The 22,725-nt window shown below is 58.6% G+C and carries 21 protein-coding genes; 15 read left to right on the top strand and 6 right to left on the bottom strand.

Annotated elements, in window-relative coordinates; genetic code table 11:
- Positions 1 to 1,879 precede the first annotated feature (1,879 nt).
- On the bottom strand, positions 1,880 to 2,509 hold the full coding sequence (locus ASD58_RS24670; protein ID WP_055924142.1) for a TetR/AcrR family transcriptional regulator: 630 nt from the start codon (positions 2,507 to 2,509) through the stop codon (positions 1,880 to 1,882).
- Positions 2,510 to 2,587: 78 nt separating this feature from the next.
- Between ASD58_RS24670 and ASD58_RS24665 the strand changes: the two genes are divergently transcribed.
- Genes ASD58_RS24665 through ASD58_RS24655 form a run of 3 tightly spaced genes read left to right on the top strand, consistent with a single transcriptional unit; the run spans position 2,588 to position 5,242 of the window.
- Positions 2,588 to 3,493 carry an alpha/beta hydrolase gene (locus ASD58_RS24665; protein ID WP_055924139.1) on the top strand — a complete coding sequence of 302 codons (906 nt, stop codon included), beginning with the start codon at positions 2,588 to 2,590 and terminating at the stop codon, positions 3,491 to 3,493.
- Entirely contained in the window at positions 3,490 to 4,344 is an 855-nt protein-coding gene (locus ASD58_RS24660; protein WP_229207022.1) for an SDR family NAD(P)-dependent oxidoreductase, read from the top strand. The genes ASD58_RS24665 and ASD58_RS24660 overlap by 4 nt, the downstream gene beginning before the upstream one ends.
- A 52-nt stretch (positions 4,345 to 4,396) precedes the next feature.
- On the top strand, positions 4,397 to 5,242 hold the full coding sequence (locus ASD58_RS24655) for an SDR family NAD(P)-dependent oxidoreductase (protein ID WP_057264097.1): 846 nt from the start codon (positions 4,397 to 4,399) through the stop codon (positions 5,240 to 5,242).
- A gap of 309 nt (positions 5,243 to 5,551) precedes the next feature.
- On the opposite strand, the gene ASD58_RS24650 is transcribed toward ASD58_RS24655, so the two are convergent.
- Positions 5,552 to 6,529: a LysR family transcriptional regulator gene (locus ASD58_RS24650; RefSeq protein WP_057264095.1), complete on the bottom strand. Its 978-nt coding sequence runs from the start codon at positions 6,527 to 6,529 to the stop codon at positions 5,552 to 5,554.
- A 109-nt stretch (positions 6,530 to 6,638) separates the two neighbouring features.
- Between ASD58_RS24650 and ASD58_RS24645 the strand changes: the two genes are divergently transcribed.
- Together ASD58_RS24645 and ASD58_RS24640 are read left to right on the top strand one after the other, a co-directional pair.
- On the top strand, positions 6,639 to 7,415 hold the full coding sequence (locus tag ASD58_RS24645; protein ID WP_057264092.1) for an SDR family NAD(P)-dependent oxidoreductase: 777 nt from the start codon (positions 6,639 to 6,641) through the stop codon (positions 7,413 to 7,415).
- Between the two features lie 14 nt (positions 7,416 to 7,429).
- On the top strand, positions 7,430 to 8,416 hold the full coding sequence (locus ASD58_RS24640; RefSeq protein WP_057264090.1) for an aldo/keto reductase: 987 nt from the start codon (positions 7,430 to 7,432) through the stop codon (positions 8,414 to 8,416).
- A gap of 465 nt (positions 8,417 to 8,881) precedes the next feature.
- On the opposite strand, the gene ASD58_RS24635 is transcribed toward ASD58_RS24640, so the two are convergent.
- Together ASD58_RS24635 and ASD58_RS24630 are read right to left on the bottom strand one after the other, a co-directional pair.
- Positions 8,882 to 9,949, bottom strand: coding sequence for an OmpA family protein (locus ASD58_RS24635; protein ID WP_057264087.1), 1,068 nt, complete (start codon positions 9,947 to 9,949; stop codon positions 8,882 to 8,884).
- Positions 9,950 to 10,848: 899 nt separating this feature from the next.
- The gene (locus tag ASD58_RS24630) at positions 10,849 to 11,997 is read right to left on the bottom strand and encodes a PHB depolymerase family esterase (RefSeq protein ID WP_082565659.1); all 1,149 of its coding nucleotides are present in this window, start codon (positions 11,995 to 11,997) and stop codon (positions 10,849 to 10,851) included.
- Positions 11,998 to 12,554: 557 nt separating this feature from the next.
- Here ASD58_RS24630 and ASD58_RS24625 point away from each other — a divergent pair.
- The 4 genes from ASD58_RS24625 to ASD58_RS31495 all read left to right on the top strand — a co-directional run bounded on the left by ASD58_RS24625 (position 12,555) and on the right by ASD58_RS31495 (position 15,193).
- Positions 12,555 to 13,013, top strand: a complete 459-nt coding sequence (locus ASD58_RS24625; RefSeq protein WP_057264085.1) for a GNAT family N-acetyltransferase — start codon at positions 12,555 to 12,557, stop codon at positions 13,011 to 13,013.
- A 185-nt stretch (positions 13,014 to 13,198) separates the two neighbouring features.
- Positions 13,199 to 14,395 (top strand): GAF domain-containing sensor histidine kinase, encoded by a 1,197-nt coding sequence (locus ASD58_RS24620; RefSeq protein WP_057264083.1) that lies wholly within the window; start codon positions 13,199 to 13,201, stop codon positions 14,393 to 14,395.
- A 149-nt stretch (positions 14,396 to 14,544) separates the two neighbouring features.
- Positions 14,545 to 14,952: a hypothetical protein gene (locus ASD58_RS24615; protein ID WP_156401469.1), complete on the top strand. Its 408-nt coding sequence runs from the start codon at positions 14,545 to 14,547 to the stop codon at positions 14,950 to 14,952.
- On the top strand, positions 14,879 to 15,193 hold the full coding sequence (locus tag ASD58_RS31495; protein WP_156401468.1) for a hypothetical protein: 315 nt from the start codon (positions 14,879 to 14,881) through the stop codon (positions 15,191 to 15,193). The genes ASD58_RS24615 and ASD58_RS31495 overlap by 74 nt, the downstream gene beginning before the upstream one ends.
- A gap of 94 nt (positions 15,194 to 15,287) precedes the next feature.
- Here the strand turns inward: ASD58_RS31495 and ASD58_RS24610 are convergent, their stop codons facing one another.
- The gene (locus ASD58_RS24610; protein WP_156401467.1) at positions 15,288 to 15,683 is read right to left on the bottom strand and encodes a response regulator; all 396 of its coding nucleotides are present in this window, start codon (positions 15,681 to 15,683) and stop codon (positions 15,288 to 15,290) included.
- 535 nt (positions 15,684 to 16,218) lie between these two features.
- The gene (gene gcvA, locus ASD58_RS24605) at positions 16,219 to 17,124 is read right to left on the bottom strand and encodes a transcriptional regulator GcvA (RefSeq protein WP_057264077.1); all 906 of its coding nucleotides are present in this window, start codon (positions 17,122 to 17,124) and stop codon (positions 16,219 to 16,221) included.
- A 98-nt stretch (positions 17,125 to 17,222) separates the two neighbouring features.
- Between gcvA and yfcF the strand changes: the two genes are divergently transcribed.
- From yfcF to ASD58_RS24580, 6 genes are all read left to right on the top strand, one after another.
- Entirely contained in the window at positions 17,223 to 17,858 is a 636-nt protein-coding gene (gene yfcF, locus ASD58_RS24600; protein WP_057264075.1) for a glutathione transferase, read from the top strand.
- Positions 17,828 to 18,817, top strand: a complete 990-nt coding sequence (locus ASD58_RS24595) for a glycoside hydrolase family 95-like protein (RefSeq protein WP_057264073.1) — start codon at positions 17,828 to 17,830, stop codon at positions 18,815 to 18,817. Before yfcF ends, ASD58_RS24595 begins: the two co-directional genes overlap by 31 nt.
- 125 nt (positions 18,818 to 18,942) lie before the next feature.
- Positions 18,943 to 19,101, top strand: coding sequence for a hypothetical protein (locus ASD58_RS31490; protein ID WP_156401466.1), 159 nt, complete (start codon positions 18,943 to 18,945; stop codon positions 19,099 to 19,101).
- Positions 19,102 to 19,274: 173 nt separating this feature from the next.
- A complete protein-coding gene (locus tag ASD58_RS24590) occupies positions 19,275 to 19,961 on the top strand; it encodes a PHB depolymerase family esterase (protein WP_057264071.1) in 687 nt (228 codons plus the stop codon).
- A gap of 261 nt (positions 19,962 to 20,222) precedes the next feature.
- Positions 20,223 to 21,953 (top strand): histidine kinase, encoded by a 1,731-nt coding sequence (locus tag ASD58_RS24585; RefSeq protein ID WP_057264069.1) that lies wholly within the window; start codon positions 20,223 to 20,225, stop codon positions 21,951 to 21,953.
- A 2-nt stretch (positions 21,954 to 21,955) separates the two neighbouring features.
- Positions 21,956 to 22,708, top strand: a complete 753-nt coding sequence (locus tag ASD58_RS24580) for a LytTR family DNA-binding domain-containing protein (protein WP_057264067.1) — start codon at positions 21,956 to 21,958, stop codon at positions 22,706 to 22,708.
- The last annotated feature ends 17 nt before the right edge of the window (positions 22,709 to 22,725 follow it).

The raw sequence follows: 22,725 nt of genomic DNA, 5'->3' as shown, positions 1-22,725 counted from the left end.
TGAACCCTGAGAATGGACATTCTTTGAACAGCATGGAGGTAGACCAGCACACATTGAAAAAAGCAGCTTGAACTATCAAATTAGGCGACAACTAGCTTGAAAATTTCCGGCTCTTCATCACTGACCCAATCTCAAATGGAATCCAATCGAAAGCTCGGGAAACAAGCGGTTTACAATTTGCTGGCGGAGCTTCCGCCGGCGGTGTCTGTTGAAAATAAAGTAGATAAGGACGACCCATCATTTTCGGTCGATCTCGATGGAGGTGTACGTCTCGAGGTTTCGAATTACCCGAATTGGGCGCTAACGCTTGACTGTCAAAACGTAGCCAAGCGGGTACAGGTTTTTAGACGTCGGCTCCAGGAAGGGCGCTGAATATTATTCCACGAAACGCCTCTCATATACGTGAGGATTGACTCATCAGGTGCGGATTTACCAACGTCTGATTTGGGGCGGAAGCCGACGGCCACAGAGCGTGTCGGGCTAGGTGTCATTGCGAGGAGCGGGCTCAGATCAGTTTGACGACGTAGCTTGAAGATTCGGTGTTGACGTTGCTTGCTGTACCGCGCCGCGGTTCGTACGTGTGCGACGATGCCGGTATAGAATAATGGATGCCTCGACTCTGGCTCCGCTTGGCGACATGGATCGCATTATCTTGCAGGTCCAATATAATTGCGGTGAATTGTGATCAAGTGGGCGCTCTAAACGAACAATAGGTGATGGTACTTCTGCTGGTATCGATTGTGAAAGAATCCGGAAAGCTGTGCCAAATCAAGGACTTCGGTCTGCCGTAAATAATAGAGTGGGAGTAGGGTTGCTTTTTTGGAAACTAAAATTCCAAATCGTGCCTAGATGTAAAGCCCTGTTTTTGCAGGGCTTTATTTTTGGGCGCATGCAATACCAAGGAATTCGCACGATCGGGCCGCAGAATTATCAATGAGATTTGATTCTTGCCATTTCCTGTAACGAGGCTCTTCGCTCCTTGAACACATCGGTCTGGCTGCCTCGCGTCGTGATAGATGCGCAGCAGTCAGATTTCGATAGGAAATAGAGAGGTAAATATGAATGTTTCGTTAGTCAAAATAAGATTCTGTTGCATACTTTTTCTAACCACGACCGTTTCCTCGTGTGCAACCTCCCCGAATTCGCCTTCGCCGTGGATTGAAGTTGATAGTGTGCTTGCCAATCCAACTGCTTTCGACGGCAAGAAGGTTACCGTAAAGGGATGGGTGTCCATCCGGAACGAGGATAGGGGCATATGGGATGGTCCGGCGGACTACGCTAACAGAAATCGACGTCGCTGCATTTCATTGTTGAACACGTATTCGGATGAGAGCATTAATCGTGCACTTGATCGCAAGTATGTTCTTGTTACTGGTGTAGTCGATGCTGATTCATATCATGATGCGTCAGGGCAAGGTATAGTTCGTTTGGCATCGTGCAACAGGGTCGCTATTCGCTTTGAAGAACCCAATGGATTGCGACTTCTCACTCAATAGATCTTCGATTCGTCGAGAGTCGGTTGCGCAGTACTTAATCCGGCCATTTACTGCGGCGTGAAGATAGCACGATCTTTCGGTACTCAAGGGCTATAATTTTGAACCGAGGATTGCGCTATTCTTGATGGCATTTCTGATGGTATTGCTACAAACTAGATCGAAAATCCTCACAAAATCAAGGGCTTTCGATTCTCGTAGCTAATCGAATGGGAGTGACAGAATATTAACTGTCATTGCCTCAGGTAAGCAAATAATGGCTCCTTTTTGGAGCCATTATCTTTTGGTTCCTCATTGAACTGCCGGTGATTTCCTTGCGCTGTTTCGCAAAGAGCAAATGCGGGACCGCGACGGCCAGAGAGATATGGAGCGGATCCGATGACATGCTAGTGCTGTGCTTGCTTGTCGGCCAAGCCGTCCAGTATTACGAAGGTCGCCGACGCTAGGACCTTTTCCCAGGCGGCGTCCTTGAGCTTGAAACCATCGTTGCGCACGCCCAGCGTCAGCACACCGTTGAACATTCCCCAAAGCGCAGTCGCCATTGCGGGAGGGTCGATGTCGGCCCGCACCTCACCGCAGGTAATCCCTTCCCGCAACAACTGTTCCAACTTTGTGTTCTGTTCGGCGACTAGTGCTATCAGAGGCTTGGCAGTTTCGAAGTCGTCGGGTGGCGAGGCCAAGAGCAGGAACTGGATCGGTTGTTCTAGCGCAAACTGACGATAGGCCGCGCCAACCAGCCGGATGCGTTCCAACGGCGACCCCGGCATTGCATACGCCGCATCCATGTGCCGGCGGTTTTCGAGCATGGCTGATTCGGCCGCGGCAGCCAGTAGGGCGCCTTTGCCACCAACCCGGTTGTAAACCGTCTGCGGTGCTATGTCGGCACGGCGCGCGACTTCCTCTGCGCTGAGCGCTGCGGTGCCGCTTTCGGCGAGGATTTGCGAGGCGATTTCGATGATCGTGCGACGCATTTCCTCGGTGCGCCGCTGAGTGCGAGTGGGTTTGGCTTCATTCATAGCTTGACTATAGCATACTCCAAGTATAGAGTTAACTCCAATCAATGGAGACAGCTCTAATACTGGGGTTAGCTAAAAATGACAACTCGTTTAGAAATTCACTTCCCATCGCAGGGCGAGCGGTGTGCCGCGTGGTTGTACCTGCCGCAAGGCGCGCGGCCGGCACCCATCATCGTGATGGCCCACGGTCTGGGCGGAGTCCGGCAGATGCGGCTGGACTCCTTTGCCGAACGTTTCCAAGCCGCGGGATATGCCTGCCTGGTTTTCGACTATCGGCATTTCGGCGGCAGCGACGGAACGCCGCGCCAATTATTGGATGTCGGGAAGCAGCAGGCTGACTGGCGTGCTGCCGTCGAGTTCGCGCGCGGGCTGGCGCAGGTCGACGGCCGTCGTGTGGTGGTCTGGGGCACTTCTTTCGGCGGTGGGCACGCTGTCCATGCCGGCGCTACCGTTGAAGGAGTCAGCGCAGTCATCGCGCAATGCTTGTTCACCGATGGCCTTGCGTCGGGGCTGGCAATGAATCCGATCACCTCCCTTCGAGTCCTGCCGCTCGCCATTGCCGACCAACTGCTGGCCTGGGCCGGCGCCAAGCCGATCATGGTCGATACCAGCGGCGCGCCGTGCTCGGCCGCGCTGATGACAGCGCATGATTGCCTGGATGGCTACCTCAAGCTGGTACCGCGCGGTTTACCGTTTCAGAACCGTGTTGCTGCACGCGCCGCGCTGCAGATCATGGCCTACCGTCCCGGCAAGCTGGCCAGCCAGTTGCCCTGTCCCGCCCTGTTCTGTGTCTGTGAGCACGACACCGTCGCACCGACGCGGTCCACGCTCCGCCATGTCCGCAAGGCGCCGCGGGGCGAGGTCAAGGTATACGGGGAAGGCCACTTCGGCGTCTATGTCGGGAAAGGCTTCGAGAAGGTGGTGGCCGACCAGATCGAATTTCTGCACCGCCATGTTCCTATCGCTATCCAAGAAAGTACATGATGACTTACGACTTGAATGACAAAGTGGTGCTGATCACCGGCGCGGCGGGCGGCATCGGTGCCGCGACTGCTCGCGAACTCTATGCTCTCGGTGCGAGCTTGGTGCTGACCGATATGCAGCAAACCGCTTTGGATGAACTTGCGAAAGAGTTCTCCCAATCTCGGGTGCTACCTGTGGCGCTCGACGTCACTGACGCCGCAGCAACGAAGGCAGTCATCCAGAAAACGATCCAACGCTTCGGACGCCTGGACGTGGTTTTTGCCAACGCCGGCATTTCATGGCGTAGTGGTGCCTCAACTATTGCCAGTTGCGATGAGGCCGAGTTCGAGAAAATCGTAGAGGTGGACTTGCTTGGCGTCTGGCGTACGATTCGTGCGGCGCTGCCGGAGATTATTCGCAACAAGGGGCAAGTCCTTGTGACATCTTCCGCATACGCTTTTCTCAACGGAATGGCGAATGCACCTTATGCCGCATCTAAAGCAGGGGTGGAAATGCTCACACGCTGTTTGAGGGCAGAGTTCGCATATAGCGGCGCAACGGCCAGCGTCGTCTACCCCGGTTGGACGGCCACAGCCATTGCGAAGGTTGCCTTCGGCGGAAACGCAACCGTGACCAAAATGAATGAGGTTGGGCTTCCAGGGTGGCTGCGTCGGGCCATTCCTCCCGAGCAGGTAGCACGTGCGATCGCGAAAGGTGTGCAGTATCGCAGGACCCGCATCTACGCGCCTTGGCGGTGGGTTCCGTTCTCACTCTTCCGCGGTGTCTTCGGTGTACTCACCGATGCCATTCTGAGTCGACACAAAGTAATGCATGCGTTGCTCCAGCAACTCGAGACTGAATCACAGCGTTGAGAAAACACGGGCGGCCATATCGAAGACCGCCGGCCATACCAAGGAGATTGAGATGCTTCACTATGACTTAACCGGCCGCGTCGTGGCCATCACCGGTGCTACTGGAGGGCTGGGTAGCGCCCTTGCGCGTGAGCTATCGGCCAGGGGCGCGCGGCTGGCGCTACTCGACTTGGACGAAGCTGCCATCAGCCGGCTGGCGCAAGGTTTCGGCGGCGAGCAGCAGGCCAAGGGTTGGCGTGTTGACGTTCGCTCCTACGAGCACCTGCAGGCGGCGATGGGCGCCGCCGCAGCGCACTTCGGGCGCATCGACGTAGTGATCGCCAATGCCGGCATCAATGAGGTCTCGCCCATGGCCACAATGAACCCCGATGCCTTCGAACGCGTCATCGACATCAACCTGAGCGGGGTATGGCGCACCCTGAAAGCCGGGCTGCCCCATGTCGCCAGGCAGCGCGGCTACCTGATGGCCATTTCGTCGATGGCGGCGTTCGTGCATTCGCCGCTTCAGGCCCACTACACGGCTAGCAAGGCCGGCGTCTGGGCCATGTGTGACAGCGTCCGCTTGGAAGTGAAGCACTTGGGCGTGGGCGTCGGCAGCGTGCACCCGACGTTCTTTCGCACGCCTTTGATGGAGCAGATCCATGCCGATGCCGCCGGCGTCAAGCTCTGGGGCGGCAACAAGGGCGGTTTGTGGCGGATGATTTCGCGCGACGAGGTCGTCGATGGGGTGATCCGCGGCATCGAACGGCGCAGCGATATGGTGGTATTGCCGGCGCAGAACACCTTAATTGCAAAGGCACCTGGCTTGTTCCGCAAGATGGCCGAAAGGCTCGGCTTCAAATCGGCCGACATCGTCGAGGCCATCGCGTTGGCCGAGAGAGAACTGACGCTTACGTAGACTTGGGCGCTGGCTGGCCCACTACCTTAATCGCATGCCTTCGAGGTGTAAGATGATTGAAGCGGATCGTGAGTGATAGTGGCGTCCTAAACGAACAATAGGCGATGGTGTTACTGCTGGTATCGTCCGAAAGCCGATCGGGAAAGCGACGTTAAATCAAGGGGTTGGATCTTTCGTTGATAATCGAATGGGAGTGAGTTTTCAATTTCTTAAGATTGAATATAAATTCATTTGCTGCACTAAAGCCCTGTTTTTACAGGGCTTTTTTTCGGCTTTTGCCGGCAACGTTCTCGCCGGTCGAGCCGGTCTTCAACGCTCAACTGGAGTTGGGGGCCGGAAATGGCGGGCTTGTCCGGCAAGTTCTTCTTGCGCACCGCCGACGGGCGGCAGAGCCTGCCGGGCACGGATGATGTTAATCAGGGCACGCAGCGCCGGATGACCATGGCGCCGGCTGCTGTAGTACATGTGGAAAGGCTCGCCGCGCGCGGCGAACGCATCCAGCACGATGCGCAGGCTGCCTTCGGCCAGTTCTCCCGCGATTCGGGATTCGAGAAGATAGGCCAGGCCCGCGCCGGATTTCGCCACCGCGATCGTTGTGGCCGTATCGTTGATCGTGATCGGTCCCGGCACGCGGATCCGGCGCCGTTCACCGTCGAGGTCGAATTCCCACTTGTAGGCCGAGTTGTCGCCGAGAAGTAGTTGCAGGCAGCGGTGCTGCGCCAGTTCGTCGGGATGTGCCGGCTCACCGTATTGGGCCAGATACGCCGGGGCCGCCGCCACGACCCAACGCTGGGGGCCGCTCAGCGGCACGGCGACCATGTCTTCCGGAACGTAATGCCCATACCGGACGCCGGCATCGTAGCCTTCTTCGACGATATCGATGGGCCGGTCTTCGACGACGACGGTCAGCCTTACGTCAGGATAGGCACCGGCGAACGCCACGATCGCCGGCTCGATCAACAGATGGGCCGCGTCCGCGAAAACGTTGATGCGCAGTTCGCCATGGGCCGGCGTGGCAGAGTCGATGACTCCGAGCGCGGCGCCGATCGCGTCGAAGCCGTCCCCCAGGCGCTTTGCAAGTTCGAGGCCTGTATCGGTCGGGGTGACGGAACGCGCGGAACGGTTCAGCAGCTTGACGGCGAGGCGCGCTTCCAGCCGCCGCATGCCGTGGCTGGCTGCTGAGGGCGACAGGCCCAGCTGGATGGCGGCCGCCTTGAAGCTGCGTGTACGCACGATGGCGAGGAACAGGCGCAGGTCGGCGAAGTCGACGCGATCGATCAGGGACATGGTTGAGAGTGAATCACTGCCGCGATGAATGCGGCTCATCTTCGAATGATAGCACTGCGGCAAGGCTGGACGGTATAAAGACGGCTCGACAACTCATTCGAGCGTGCCCATGCCATTTCGCAGCGAACTCCACATCCCTGACCTTGCCGGCAAGCGGATCCTCGTCACGGGGGCCTCGGCCGGCATCGGCGCAGCGGTTGCGCTCGGGTTCCTCCGGCAGGGCGCCCGTGTGGCGATCCACTACGGAGCCAACCGTGCCGGCGCCGAGAGCGTCGCCGCCGGCGCACCGGAGCGTGCCGTGGTCGTACACGGCGACCTGGCCGACCTGGCCGACACCGAGCGCGTCGTCCATGAGGCCGCCCGCCTGCTAGGTGGCCTCGACGGCATCGTGAACAATGCCGGCAACATGCTCGGCCGCATCCCGACGGAAGCGGCGACGGCCGATCATTTCGACCGGGTCGTCGATCTCAACGCCCGTTCGGTGTGGCAGGCCAGCATCACGGCAGTGCCCTACCTACGGCAGGCCGGCGGTGGATTCATCATCAACACGACGTCGATTGCCGCGCGCAACGGCGGTGGCCAGGGGGCGGTCCTGTACGCCGCGGCGAAGAGTTTTGTCAGCAATCTCACGCGTGGGCATGCGAAGGAGTTCGTGGCCGACGGTATCCGCGTCAACGCCGTCGCGCCCGGGGTGATCCAGACGACCTTCCATGACCGCTACACACCGGCCGACCTGCTGTCGGCCCAGGTCCGCACGATCCCGATGGGGCGCGCCGGCACCCCGGAAGAATGCGTCGGCGCATACCTGTTTCTCGCGTCGAACGAACTGTCCGGCTATCTCACTGGCCAGGTCATCGAAGTCAATGGTGGACAACTGATGGTTTAAGAAGGAAAGCAAGCATGCAACGAAGAAAACTGGGCCGCATCGGTGCGGCAGTCTCGGAAATCGGTTTCGGGGCCTGGGCGATCGGCGGCTCATGGGGCGCAGTCAGCGTGGAGGATGCCAAGGGGGCGCTGCATGCGGCCCTCGACAATGGCGTCACGTTCATCGATACCGCCGACGTGTATGGCGACGGCCGTTCCGAACAGATCATCGCGGACGTGCTCGCGGAACGCGGCGGCGAGCGGCCGTTCGTGGCTACCAAGGCCGGGCGCCGCCTGTCGCCTCACTTGGCGGAAGGCTATACGAAGGCCAACCTGGCGGCATTCGTTGAGAGGTCGCTGCGCAAGCTGCGCGTCGACTGCCTGGACCTCGTGCAGCTGCATTGCCCGCCGACGCCGGTCTTTTATCAGCCGGACGTCTTTGGCGCCATGGACGACCTGGTCGCGGCTGGCAAGATCCGCCACTACGGCGTCTCCGTCGAGAAGGTCGAAGAGGGCCTGAAGGCCATTGAATATCCGAATGTCGCCACCGTGCAAATCATCTACAACATTTTCCGCCAGCGTCCGGCCGCGCTGTTCTTCGCGGAAGCGGCGCGGCGCGACATTGGCGTAATCGTCCGGGTCCCGCTCGCGTCGGGCCTGCTGACCGGGAAGATGAGCGCCAGCACCACGTTCGCGGCGGACGATCACCGCGCATTCAATCGCGAGGGGGAATTGTTCGACAAGGGCGAGACGTTTGCGGGCGTCCCCTACGACCTCGCGCTCGATGCCGTCGAACAGATCCGCGGACTGTTGCCGGGCGGCGCGTCGATGGCGCAATTCGCGCTGCGCTGGATCCTGATGGAGCAAAGCGTCAGCACGGTGATTCCGGGCGCCAAGAATGCCGCGCAGGCGATCGCGAATAGCCAGGCCAGCGCGCTGGACGCCATTTCGCCGCAGGTGATGGAACAGTTGCGCGCGCTGTACCACGAGAGGATCGCACCGCACGTGCACCATCTCTGGTGATCGTCGCGCGGCCCTTGCCCGTATGCACATCGAAAAATGAGGACGAAATCATGAAAGTCAGAAAATACATCCGCGGGTTAGCCATCATGACTACCTTGGCGGGATGCAGGGGGGGCAGCGCGATTTCAGATCGCACTCCGGCGCCCGCGCCGATGCCGACAAAGGCGACGTTCAACTAGACATCGAGCGCTGCTTCCGATGGTATCTGCGAAAGCGGGACCCGACAGTGTCCGAATACCATCAACGCGAAAATCCCGGTTCGATGGTATCAAAACGCGCTATCTCATTGAGTTGTATGAAAGTGGTTTCGTTCACAACCGCTCTCAGTCAACGGCAGCCCGTTAGCTTCACATTGGCGTTCCGCGTCGATTTCGCTGGTGCTTCGGGGCAGGGCCGCCCGTTCCGCCATAAGTGCGAGGCGTGGCGGCGTGCGAGTACGTTCCGCAATGCGGATTGTGGGTTTGATTACTGGACTACCAGTTCCACCCGGCGGTTCTTGGCTCGTCCGGCTTCATCTGCGTTCGAAGCGACGGGGGCCAGGCTGGCGACGCCTTTGCTTGCCAGGCGCGCTGCAGGAATCTGGTATTGCTTGGCTAACGCTGCGACCACGGCTTGTGCACGTTGCTGTGACAACGTCTGGTTGGCGTCGAGGTTGCCCTGATTATCCGTGTGGCCAACGATGTACACCTTGAGTGCCGGTTGGCTCTTCAGGAGTTTCGCCATTTCGTCCAGTTGGTTTTTGGATTCAACTGCTTTGATATCGGCCTTGCCGGTGTCGAAGTAGATGCCGTACAGGGCGATCTTGCCGCTCGACTGCAAGGCAGACTTCAAGCCATCCGCATTGACAGTAACCTGGCCGCCCTCCATCGCTTTAGGTTCGGCAATCTCGATGTAGGTCGCGGTGAAATCAGTGTTGTAGACCTTGCCCGAATTTAGCATCACGTGGACGATGGCGCCGTTTTTGGCCAGGGTGCCGTATGTGAAGTAAAGGTCATCGGTACCAAGCATATTCGAACCGCCCAGCGAGCCCATCTGTCGATCGAGTGCGGAGCCGTCAGGCTGACGATCCCGGTTCGCATTGAAGTCGGCTTCCTTCATGGTGCGGTAACGGTCGTTCAAACCGAAACGCATGTATTCGCAATCTTTATCGCGCGGCGTGCAGTTGATGGTGGCCTTGAACCCAGCTGCCTTCAGTGCCTGTTCGTAGTTTCGATGAACTTCCAGCGGTGTCTTGCCGAGTGGGGCGAAATATACGATGCGGGTAATCTGGCCTTCCACGGTGATCGGCGCGATGAAATCGTTGTTGCTGTTCAGGCCCAGCTTGCCGGGGAAAGTCGCCTGGTCGAAGTTGATCTTTTTGTAGGCCATCATCCAGGAATTGTTGTAGCGCTGAAGCAGGGGATGATCCTGGCCACCGGCGACATCGATCGCCCAATTCGGACCGGCAGAAGCGGAATTCGTAAATGCGAGGGCGGAGAGACAGATTGCGGTGGAGAAGAGGCGGCGTGCCAGATGGGAGGACAGCAGTTTCAAGGTTGATCCTTTCTCAAAGAGGGGCAAAGCATGGAGTTAAATTGCAACGATGTCAATTTTATACCGATCATCGCGCGGATTCGTCGGTAATCGGCGCGCTTATTTAACGATGCCCGGCAGGCTTCTTTAGTCGTCTGCGCACGGCTGCGCATTATCGGAAGGAACCAGGCGCGGGTAGTTCTTCACGCACCCAGGATGGGCGGGTTGATGCAGTCAGCGCGCCGCAGGCCAACCTATGCCTGCATGGTCGCCGCCGGCCTGGCCTTGCTGGGTGCCGTTTCGCTGAGAAGTCGACATGCGTCGCGTGGCGCTGAACCCGTGCGGGATTTTGGTATCGTTCTCAAATATGCGTCTGCCACCCAATGCGAATAGCTAAACGTCAATTGACACGTGCCACTCGCGCTCACGGGGCCACATATTTCACAGCGTCGGGTCAAGTTAGTCCGGTCTTTTCAGTTCACGCATCACCTTCCGACGGAAGTGTCTTGTTGTATGTGTTAAGGCAGCGACCTGATGATCCAGGCGACTCAACGCCCTTCAAAGTGCAGTGCAGCACTGCGAGGCTCCTGAGCGGCAACGAAGCGTTCGCACCGCGTGACAGCAAACAGTCGCCGACGAGTCAAGGTGGCAGCTGGCGTATCGGTTCATGCGTTGGGAAAGTGATTGTCAACGGTGATGACAAGTTGGCTGGCGTGCTCATTCGGTTTGAAACGGGCAGGGCACTTGACGATAGATTTTCTGTAGTGCTGCCGAGAGTGGAGTTTGGTGCCGGGCCATCCGAACAAGGTCGGACAGTGACGTTCTCGAAACGCTTGCTTAAGGAAGTCGGAGGCATCCGAATATTGATTAGCCAAGTACATAGCAGGATCGGCACGGTGTGCGCCTGGGAGTTGCTGCGTTTAGCGTCGGTGCTTTCCGAAGAAGCTGGCCATCATCAGGCTGCTGTCCGGACCGGGATGCGCATGGAAGCGCTCCGATGCGTCGCCACCGCTCCAGGCATGGCCAAGTCCGGCGATGCGCACGACGCGCAACATTGGCTTATTCCCGATCAGGTAATCACGGATTTCGTAGGCGTTTCGTTTCCCGCCACGCCCTGCAGGCTTGCGCGTGACGTGCTGCCCAGTGCCGCGCGTGGGCATGTTGTTGATCCTAAGCCATTGACGCTCCAGCTGATCCTGGTTCACCGGGTGTACCGCCTGGTCATCCTCGCCGTGGATGAGAATTGCTGGGAGGATTGGGAAGGTGCCGCTCTCCGTCATGGGCGAGCGTGCTGCGTGGCGCTTTAACACTTGGTCGATCGCAGAATCGTGGCCAGGCGCAGAGCCGTGACGCATGACGCGCAAGCCATCGACAGCATTACGTCCAGTACCAAACACCGGACCGGCGTGCAGGCCGACCGCTGCAAACAAGGCAGGGTGGTTCAGTGCCAGGATGGCCGCCATCCCGGCACCGGCGGAAAGCCCGGCAACGAAAACACGGCGACGGTCGATCGGATGTTGAGCGCAGATCATTTCGATCAGCGCGATCAGCGCTCCGGCTTCGCCACCACCCTCTTGAACTGTTGGGCTGTACCAGCGCCAGCAGCGGTGTGTTTGAATACCGAGGGATTGCTGAGGGTAGAGGATAGCGTATCCCTTGCCCTCAGCAACGTGATTCATGCGGGTACCCTTGGCGAATTGGGTGGCACTTTGATGGCAGCCATGGAGCATCATAATCAGCGGCCAACCGTGGCGCTCGACAGCAACTGGAGTGTGATCGGGTATGTAGAGCCAATAATTCAATCTGAACCGATGGTTCTCTGGAAGCTGCTGGGAATATGCGAACTGGCCCGCAGCCCATTTGCCTGGTGCCGGCGTGACATCTGGACGATCGTTCTGCCTGATCTCGAGCATCTTGGCGCGGTCCGGGCGTGTCTTTTGGCCTATCGGCAGAGAACGCTTGGCGGGCTTACGCTGAGCGGCGGCGATACTGGAGACCAGCTTCTGCTGCGCCCTTCCAGCGCGCATCAGACTGCGCACCAAACGCAATACTGAACCTGCTTTCGCCATTGCCCCTCCACGGTTATGCTGCACCGCAGTATGGTAACGAGTGTTTGGTGAGCGCAGCGCGAGATTGTTCAGTGTGAAATAGAGCTTTTCGCGAGGAGATGGTACCGTTAGTCCGACTACTCCCTCGTCGCCCTAAGTGAGGATGACGAATTCAGCCCGCAGATGCGGGCTGCTTTTTTTTTGAGTGCAAATGTGTTGCTGTAAGGGGCCCCGATGAAGGAGCGCTACGGCGCAGCGATGTGCGGATGGCAGAGCGCGTGGATTGCGCGATCGCAGTTCAGGCGCTGACGGGGTTGCCGGATGCAGTGCAATACCTGCGTGACTGCGGGGCGTCCGCGAATGTTATTGAGCCCGTCTGGACCTCGACGATTGCCCGCCGCCCGCGCGAGTTCACTTCGCCGATCCCAGCCAGTCCCTTTGCGGCGCCTCTTTGTAGTGAGCGCGCGTACAGCGAAATAAAATAAGGCCAGCTGACACAAGGGCCTATGCTTCGATGGTTGGCCATTCAAGTCGTGACCGCTTTGCGGTACGATTCAGTTCTAACGTAACGCGCATTCATGAGCGAGCCTCTTTCACTACCCTCCATCACCATTGTGCTCGTTGAAGAGCACAACGCTGATCTGCTGGCGAACGTCTCACAGGGTGTGTTTGATAACGAAGTCGACCCAGACCTCACGACTCAATATCTACGAGATCCAAGGAACCTGTTGGTAGTCGCGGTTCATGAGAATCAAGTTGTCGGCATGGCGTCCGGGCTGCTTTATCTGCATCCAGACAAGCCGCTTCAGCTGTTTATCAATGAAGTAGGTGTGTCGGAGAGGTATCACCGGTTGGGCGTTGGGAGGCGACTCATCGCTCGCCTTCTGCAGTGCGCCGAGGGGCAGGGGTGCACAGAGGCATGGGTTACCACTGAGGAGGAAAACACCGCTGCCAGAGCCCTGTACGTGTCCTCGGCTGGAAAGGAAGAGCTCGATCGCCCGTGCGTCTATACCTGGAGGCTTGACTCAAATTTGTAGTGGCCAGTCTCGCCGAACGAATTGGCGCGATCCTGTTCTTGTATGCGATCTGTGAAATTTGTGAATACCGTCCCATGAATATTTTGTAGAATGAAAGTCTCTTCGCGTGATCGTTGACGGATATCTATTGTTGATCCTTGCGTGTCAGAACCCAGTGCAGTTTACTCGTGGTTACGGAGGACGGCATGCTCATACCGATAGAGTCGGACCTTGCGACGATTGCTCAGATTGAGGCCGTACCTACGATCCTCGAGGCAGTTGGGGAATTGACGGGCCTGCGGTTTGTCTGCATCGCCCGCGTCACTGACACCACGCTGTACATCTGTGCGCTCCTCGATAAGCTGAACTTTGGCTTTCAGGTTGGAGACAGCCTCGACGTCAAGACGACGCTTTGCGAAAAAGTCCGGGAAAAGCAGAAGCCCATCGTTATCGACTCTGTTGCCGACAGTGAGTATCGCGGCCATCCTGCGCCCAAGCTGTACGGTTTCCAAAGTTACTTTTCTATTCCGCTCTATCGCCCTGGTGGGGAATACTTCGGGACCTTGTGCGGTTTGGATCCCAAGCCAGCACATCTTTCGACGGAGACGATGCACAAGACACTGGGATTGTTTGCGGAACTCATTGCCCGGCAGTTGGCTAACGAAGTTGTCCTTGGAAGAACGAGGCTTGCGCTGGACGACGCGATTGAGACGTCGGTCCTGCGCGAGCATTTCATTGCAGCTCTGAGCCACGATGTTCGCACGCCGCTTGCGACGATGTTGAATGGGGTCGATATTCTCGAGCAATTGGTCGATCGATCCGCAATACCATTACTCGATACCATGCGCCGCAGTGGCAAGCGAATTTCGGAACTGATTGACGACGTGAGCGACTTCGCACGCGGCCGGCTGGGCGGGGGAATCGCAGTTGAACTTCGCGAGGAGAGCAACCTCGAACTGACGCTCTGCCAGGTGGTCGAGGAGCTGCGGCATAATTATCCTGCCCGGACAATTGATGCGAATTTTCCGTCTGGCATTGCATTGTTGTGCGATGCCCCCAGAATTGCGCAACTGCTGTCAAACCTGCTGAAGAATGCCATCGTTCACGGTAGTGCCAGTCAGCCTGTATCTGTGCGCGTTTCATCGAGTCCCGGAACTTTCGAGCTATCCGTGACCAACTTCGGTCCCGATATTCCCCTGGAGACCCAAGCCGAGCTTTTCAAACCATTTTGGCAAAGTACGACTTCCGGAACAAAGAAGGGCTTGGGATTAGGTCTTTACATTGCTTCCGAAATTGCGCGTTCGCACGGGGGCCGACTTGTCGTGGATTCGTCCGGAGGACAGACCACGTTTACTTACCATGTCCGGATGCGGAATGCTCGGGCGAACATTCCAGGGACCTGATCACAGAGCCATAAGTCCCTGACCCGGCCTCATCCGGCGCAACAAATACGCAACACAGGAGGCCATTAGGCGCGCTACCGTTCGCCGGATGCGAATATTGGATCTACAATCAAGCTTGCAAGATGGAATCATCCAGACTGGCGGATGTCATGATTTTGCAACGAATGAAAATCCGCGCACGCTTCATTGTGATGATGAGCGTATTCGGAGTGGGCTTCGCCGTGTACGGGGTATGGTCCTTTCGCACATTGAACGAGCTTAAAGTCAACGGCCCGGTGTATGAGCGGATTGTCCAGAGCAAGGACCTGAACGCTGACGTCCTTCCTCCGCCCGAATACATCATTGAATCCTACCTGGCCAGCCTGCAACTGGCCGATGCGCAAGACAAAGCCCGCCAGGACCAACTGCTTGAGCGCCTGCGCAACCTGAACAAAGATTATGTGGCGCGAGCGGTAAACGATCAGCGCATGGCGGAGGCGACAAATGATCAACGAGAATGTAGCGGGACGGCATGGTACGGATATTGTCGGGGCGATTTTCAAACGGCTTGGCCGTAATGCCCCCGAAGCGCAGGCGGTGCCCGAGCACTTCATCCTGGAAGGAAGGATCAAGCACGTTGAAACTGGGCGTAGGACCTTCGCACTCACCAGCGGCGGACGGGTATATTGCATTAGTTGGGATGACGTGACGAAGTTCAATGGTACTGCGGTGTCGAATATGCACGGTACCGAAGTAGTGGTCAATGCACGTGCAAATATTATGGGGTTGCACGCGGAATCGATTACCGCTGCCGCATAGCCTGACCGTAGCGAAGCGTTCCATCCGCAATTTACAAAGGTGGCGCCGTTTTTTTCGCTATTGGATGCCAAGAGGCGGCCGCCTTCCCGGGGGCTCACGTCGCGTCGTTGACGGACAGTTGCATGGTTCGGGAAACCGAGGTGGCGGCTTCGAAAATCCGGGCAAACTCTGCTGGTTTCCGGATCAGTGTATCGAATCCTGCGGCGAGAGCGAGTTGTGCGATATCGTGCTCGGGCCAGCCACTGAAGGCGATCAAGCGTGGGCAGCGTGCGCCGTACATTTGGCGCATTTGGCCCGCGAACTCGAAGCCGCTCATTCCCGGCATTTGAAGGTCGCAAATCACTACGGTGGGAAGCGCCCTTGACGCACAAACAAGGCCTTCAGACGCGCAGTTTGCTCGTTCAGGAAGCCAATCATTTTGCAAGAAGAGGGCGGACAGAAGGTCGACAATATTGTCGTCGTCGTCAACGAGAAGCACGATATTTTTCATGATCTTCGCAAGGGCCTCCTGAGTGAACTCTAGAGAAGCCAGGCCCGGATCGCTATCAGCGTGCAACCCTTGAGGCTGTAAGACAGGTCCTAAATCCGGCGAGGAATCAATTAGCTGAAGTGGTGGATTGAGCGGGGCCCGTCAATTTCGCTTTTCCCGCCGTCTGTCCTTGATTTGCTGCCCAAGCAACTCCTGTCTGGTACGACCGCGGGCACGTGCAAATACGCCGGCAATGAGTTCGGGCGGCACACCTGAAAGGACTGCGTGACGCAACCCCGCGGAGGTGCCAAATGCAGCGCGAGTCAACAACGCCATCGAGACCTTTTCAGCCATGACTCGATCGATCCGTCTCGGTTTGCTCATGAATCTTTGCGCGATGACGCCAGGCGGCAGTTTGTCTAGGCTGGACTCTATCGTAACTAGACTCCTCTATCTCGCACGTTAATGCATAGAAATTTATGCAATAGTTGGAAGGGCGCGGCCAGACCGGGGCAGAGCCGACGCACGTTCCGCATCTGCGCTGGCCTGATACCGATTAAATGTGCGGCGCCGAACTGATTGTGGGGAGCTGGCTCTGCGTGATTTCCGCTTTCAGCCATTTACGAAATGCCCGCACCTGCGGTTTTTGCATGGAGTTTGGCGGAATCACCAGGTAATATTCGTTCGCGCAAGGTATGGCGAGATCGAATAGTCGCACCAGATGTCCCGAGGCCACTTCCTGCATGGCCACGAGATGACGCGCCAGTGCAATTCCTTCACCGTCGACGGCAGAACGAATCTGCATTGACAAATCATCGAATATGATGCCGCCCGTGGGCTCGGGCAAATAGAGTTCGGCGGCTTGGAACCATGGTGTCCAGGCATCTTCCGAACGCAGCAGAGTCGCCTGCTCCAAGTCTCGTGGAGAGATCGGCAGTTCGCCGTTTCGGTAACGTGGGCTCGCCACAGGATAGAGTACTTCGCCGGCCAGGTGCTCTGTTTCCAGCCCGGGATAATTGCCGCGTCCGAAGCGGATGCCTATATCGATCTCTTCCATCGCCAAGTCTTGTAACTGCTGGCCGACTTGCAGCATTACTTCAATCTGGGGATGTTGTTCGATAAACTGCCCCAGCCGAGGCGCCAGCCAACGTGCGGCAAAAGAGGGGATTGAAGTTACGCTCAGGCGCTGCAAACCCTTCTGGGGGCGTAGCGCCGCTGCGCCGTCCACCAACTCCGCCAAGCAGCGCGCCACATTAGTGGCATAGTGACGTGCTTCGGGCGTCGCGGTGACCTGCCTCCCATTGCGTGTGAATAGTTGCACGCCCAACTCCTCCTCGAGGGCACGTACCTGATGGCTGATCGCCCCGTGCGTCAGGCACAACTCCGCCGCCGCCCGCGAGAAATTCTCGTGTCGGACGGCCGCTTCAAAGGCGCGCAAGGCAGAAAGATTGGGAAGTCGCATGTGAGTGATTTTAGCAAGGCGGTCAAAAATATATCGTTTTGGCTAGTAATTGGCAAGCAATATGATGCGAATACTCTTAATCAAGCTAGAATATTGCCATGAGCCTCAAACTGTATGTGGACAGTCAGTTCATCAGTCCTTACGCCATTTCCGCTTTTGTCGCCTTGCGCGAAAAAGGCCTCAAGTTTGCGATCGAGACTGTAAACCTTGATGCCGGTCAGCATAAGGAATCGTCCTACACTACCCAAGCCCTGACTGGTCGCGTTCCCTGCCTGGTGCATGACGACTTCATGTTGACCGAGTCGAGCGCCATTGGCGAATACGTGGACGAGATGTACCCAGCGCCGAAATATCCGAGCTTGTACCCGGTTCAGTTGGAAAAGCGTGCGATTGCGCGCCAGATCCAGGCCTGGATTCGTAGTGACCTGCAGGCGCTGAGGGAAGAACGTAGTACTTATACCGTGTTCTACAAGCAGGCAGATCAGCCCGAAAAGCCGCTCTCTTCAGCCGCCCAGGTAGCCGCTGACAAGCTGCTGCATTTGGCTAACCGCATGGTCAACGGCGATTACCTGTTCGGTAGCTGGTGCATTGCCGATACCGACCTCGCAATCATGCTGAGCCGTCTAGTCATGAACGGCGACCCGGTCCCGCAAAAGCTCAAGGCGTATGTCGCGTTCCAGTCTCAGCGGGAGTCGTTGCAAGATTGGTTAAAGAACGTCAAATTGGCGCCATAGCGACCGCCAAGTGCGATGAGCAATTTAATGAAAAGCGATTCCCGGGGATTGTTGATGCTGCATATGGTCAGCTGTGCGCGTCGTTTTTCGCCTTCCCGGCGCAGTTCTTCATCGAAACCCTGGTCGAGGATCCGCAGGGACGTGGCCTCATTACGTCGCCTTCGGTCTCGCCAGAAAACCCGCATGCTTTTGGCTCGTCACTCGTCGCCGGGCCGGCGATGGACCGCCAGATCTTGCGCGACCTGTTCACCCATACGCTGGAGGCGGCGCGGATCCTGGGACAAGATACGCCGCTCCTGGCGCAAATCAGCGCGGCACGCCAACGCCTGGCACCTGACCGCACCGGAGGGCAAGGACAGTTGCAGGAGTGGCTGGAGGATTGGGACACACAAGCGCCCGACCAGCGTCACCGGCACGTATCGCACCTGTACGCGGTCTACCCGAGTAGCCAGATCAACCTGCGCGACACCCCGGAGCTTGTGCAGGCAGCACGGACATCACTCGACCGGCGCGGCGACTTTGCAACCGGCTGGGGCACTGCCTGGCGGGTGTGCCTGTGGGCGCGCATGGGCGATGGCGAGCGGGCCTATTCTGTGCTCAAGGGGCTCACAGGCCCGATGCGTACCTATCCGAACATGTTCGATGCGCATCCACCGTTCCAGATCGATGGCAACTTTGGCGGCGCCGCGGGCATGATGGAAATGCTGGTGCAGTCTTGGGGCGGTGAAGTGTTGCTGTTGCCAGCGCTCCCTGCAGCTTGGCAGCATGGCACGGTAAAGGGCATTCGCGCCCGTGGCGCGCTGTCGGTTGATCTGACGTGGCGCGACGGCCAATTGACGGCTTTGCGGCTAGCCGGCCCTCCTGCGGCACGCGTGAGGCTGCGTTATCGAGGCAAGCTCAGCGAAGTGGTCTTGGACAGCCAGGGTCGCTTTGTGGCGTATTCCGCTTTGGGCGTCTGAGCCGCAGCGATTGCGAGCGATGATTCTGTAGTTCAAAAACATGTCGGCAATTGGTGAAAAACGTAAAACACGGTCGCGATCGCGGCCGTTAGAATCATGCGCAAAAATGAAACGATGAAGCGCCGATGGGCGCACAGCTAATCGATTTCCTAACGCGCATGGAAGGCCGCGATGCATTTGGCGGCTGCGCCCTGATTGGCCTGTTCCGCGTTCTCATGCCGTACCGTCTTCTTTTTGCTGCAGCCGGTCCAGATGCGAATTTAATCAAAAAGGAGAAGTTATGAGATATGTATGGGCCGCGTTATTGTTCACCACGCTCGTTGCTTGCGGGGGAGGATCAGGCGCCACCAGCACTTCCGCACCGACACCAGCGTTGGGATCAACATCCCCAACCCCCGTCCCCGCGCCCTCTACGAGCACCGCGGGCTGTGGCAGCGGATCCAAGTTAACAACCGGCATGCGTTCGCTCACCAGCGACGGTACCGAGCGCAGCTACTGGATCGAGATGCCTGGTGCCTATGACCGCAACAAGGCCTATCCCGTGATCATCGGGCTTCACTGGCGCGATGGCAGCGCGGCCGATGTCTACGGTTGGAGCGGCTTTTTCGGGCTGAAGAATTTGTACGGCGACAATGCCATCTTTGTCGCTCCGCAGGGCCTGGACAAGGGCTGGGCCAACACTGGCGACCGCGATATTCGCTTCCTGCGTGCCATGATCTCCGAGGTCCAGCAGGGCGCGTGTACTGACAACCAGCGTGTTTTCGCTACCGGCTTCAGCTTTGGTGGCATGATGTCCAACGCCATCGGCTGCCAGATGGGCGACGTGGTGCGGGCGATCGTGCCCATGGCCGGTTCGCTCTGGAGCGGCTGTGCCAGTTCTTCCAACAAGGTGGCGGCCATGTTCATTCACGCCAAAGACGATAACGTCGTGCCTTATTCAGCTGGCATGGAGGCGCGCGATCTTTTCCTGAAGCGCAATAGCTGTGGTGCCGCCACAGTGCCTGTTGGCAGTAACGGTTGTGTGGAATACCAAGGCTGCGACAGCGGCAAGCCTGTGATTTGGTGCGGCACTGAGACTGGCGGTCACTGGTACCCTAATTTTTCGGCGCAGGAGTCCAAAGCCTTCTTTGATCGGTTCAAGTAGTCGCATAGAGCGCACAAACTCTGGTGTGCAGCAGTTGGTCCTGGTCATTGCGGCCAAACGTAAAGCGGTAGCCCAGGCTGCCGTTTTTTTTGAGCCAGCATGGACATAGCACCTGCGGGCGGATGCCTGCCATGCATTGGCGGGCATCCATCGTGCGATCGGGCCATTTCGTCGCTCCCGGGGCGATTTCGTCGCAGCGCTGCCGCGGCGGCGCTGCACTTCATATGCTTCGTTCTTCCCTGAACAACATGAAAGCCCAGCATGCATGCAGCCACCAACTCGAACATGCAATTTTTGCCGCCGGAAATCTCCGCCGGCAGCGGCACCTGGTTCGGGCGTGCCCGCAGTTACCCGGTCTTCAGCTCAGCCTGGTACCGCTTACGCAGTCTGGCCATCTTGACCGGCAGCGCGCTGACGATGCTGGTGATCGCGGCCATGCAGGGCGTCCTGATGATCAATGCGCCTGCCGGGGATATCGACTGGGTCGCTGCTGCCCAGGTGACCGGGGTGTTCGCGGCGCCTTACTGCGCACTGTGCCTGGCCGGGCCAGGGCTGGCGGTTGCCATACCGCGCATCGGCTTGAGCCGGCGCCATGAGATCGCTGCCCTTCTGGCGGTTCTGTTGTTCGGTATGGGACTGAGCGCGGGTCTGTTCGCTGTACTCGTGCGTGCTTATGAGAGGCCGCGTTTCGATGTCGTGAACGATGCTCTCGTTATTCGCCACCTGCCCGCCATCCACGTCCGGGTGGTGCGGGGGGCGGTTACACAGTTCTATGGCCAGCGCGCGGGCACGGGGATTCGGAAATCGCCCGAGGTCGACCGGGCTCTGAAGGCGCTGGAGGCGGCACAGATTGCAGCGCTGGCGAAACGGTCCGGGGACGGAACGGCACCGGACGGGTATGCCTACCTGGGCCATGAAGCGCAACTGGCCATCCGCACCATGCAGCAACTCGATGCCGGTGACCCGGCTTTCGACCCCGCACGCCGTCCGGAGATTGAGAAAAACTACGCCGCAGCGATTGAAAAGATGTATGCGATGCAGCCCATCGCCGAGGCGGCGGCAATCGCAGCGGGGCGCGGGCAGCAGACCTCTCCGGAGCAGGCAGGCGCCGCCCAGCGTTTTGCTACGGTATCGCAGGCCGGGGCGGAGAAATGGGCGCGCGCCCAGGCCGAGACACAGGTGCAAGCGCAGGCACCGGCCGCCGCAGATCTATTTGGGAGAGACCTGGGCCAGCTTGCCGCCGTCTTCCTCGCTTGCTCGATGCTATTGCTGGCCGGCTGGCTGGGCGGCTTGTTCGACCTGCTCGTCTTTGTACGCCAGCGCGGCAAACTGGTCGAGGTGCTGCAGAAACAAGAACTCAAGCGCGCCCAGGCCGCTCGCAACAGCGCGGAAATGCGGTTGTCGGTGTTGGCGGCCCAGGTCGAACCGCACTTTCTGTTTAACACGCTGGCCAGCGTGCGTTCCGCGATTTCATCCGATCCCCAGCGTGCGGCGCAGATCGTCGACCACATGGTGACCTTCCTGCGCTCGACCATCCCGCAGATGCGCAACGATGCTGGAAGCGCTACCGTCAGCCTGGCATCGCAGCTCGATTCGGCGCGTGCCTACCTGGCGCTGATGCATGAACGGGTCCCGCGGCTGCGCTTCAGCGTCGATACCGAAGCGGGCCTGGAGCAAGCTTCGATACCGCCCCTGATGCTGATCTCGCTCGTCGAAAACGCAGTCAAGCATGGCGTCGAACCGAAGATAGGGCCGGGCCGTGTCGACGTGCGTGCGCGCCGCAGCGCAGCCTTGGAAGCGCAGCTTGAAGTAAGTGTGATCGATGACGGGGTCGGCTTCGGCGAGGCGGCCAGCGGCGACGGAATCGGGCTGGCGAATATCCAGGAACGCCTGCGCTGCTTTTATGGTCCGCGCGCCAGCCTGACCCTGAAAGCCCTGCCGGAAGGCGGCATAGCCGCTATTCTGCACCTTCCCTTATCGTTCGAATCCTGACCATGCCTACCGCAATCATCGCCGACGATGAAGAACTGCCACGCGGAGAACTGCGCCGCATGCTAGCCGAAGTCTGGCCCACGCTCAACATTGTGGCCGAGTGCGAGCATGGCACCGACGCGCTTGAAGCAATCTACCGGTGGCAACCCGACATCGCCTTCCTCGACATCCGCATGCCAGGCCTGTCCGGGCTGGATGTGGCCAAGGCAGTGGGCGGGCGCTGCCGCGCCGTGTTCGTTACCGCCTACGACAGCCACGCCATCGACGCCTTCGCGGCTGGCGCCATCGACTACCTGCTCAAGCCAGTCGTCCGTGAACGATTGATGCAGACCATCGGCCGCCTGCGCGAGCGCACCTGCCTGGCCCAGCCGATTCCCGATCTGGATGGTCTGATGGCCGAACTGGACCAGCGGATGCGCGGCGCCGCCACCCGCATCCGCTGGATCAGCGCCAGCGTGGGCGACACAATCAAGGTGATCCCGATTGAAGACGTGATCTTCTTCCAGTCCGACGAGAAGTACACGCGCGTTGTGACGTCCGACGACGAGGCGCATGTGCGAAAGCCCATCAAGGAGCTGGCCGACTGCCTGGACCCGGGCCAGTTCTGGCAGGTCCACCGCAGCGTGATCGTGCGGGCATCCAGCATCGCGCGGGTGCAGCGCGATGAGATGGGACGCATCACCATCGGCCTGCGCGGACTGGACGAAACGCTCAAAGCTAGCCAGGCTTACGCCTGGCAATTCCGGCCGATGTAGGCGGCGAGCAGCGATCC

Source organism: Duganella sp. Root1480D1 (assembly GCF_001427305.1).
Classification (GTDB): domain Bacteria; phylum Pseudomonadota; class Gammaproteobacteria; order Burkholderiales; family Burkholderiaceae_D; genus Rugamonas.
The sequence above is the reverse complement of the archived record's forward strand: the minus strand, read 5'-3'. Positions and strand labels throughout refer to the sequence as shown.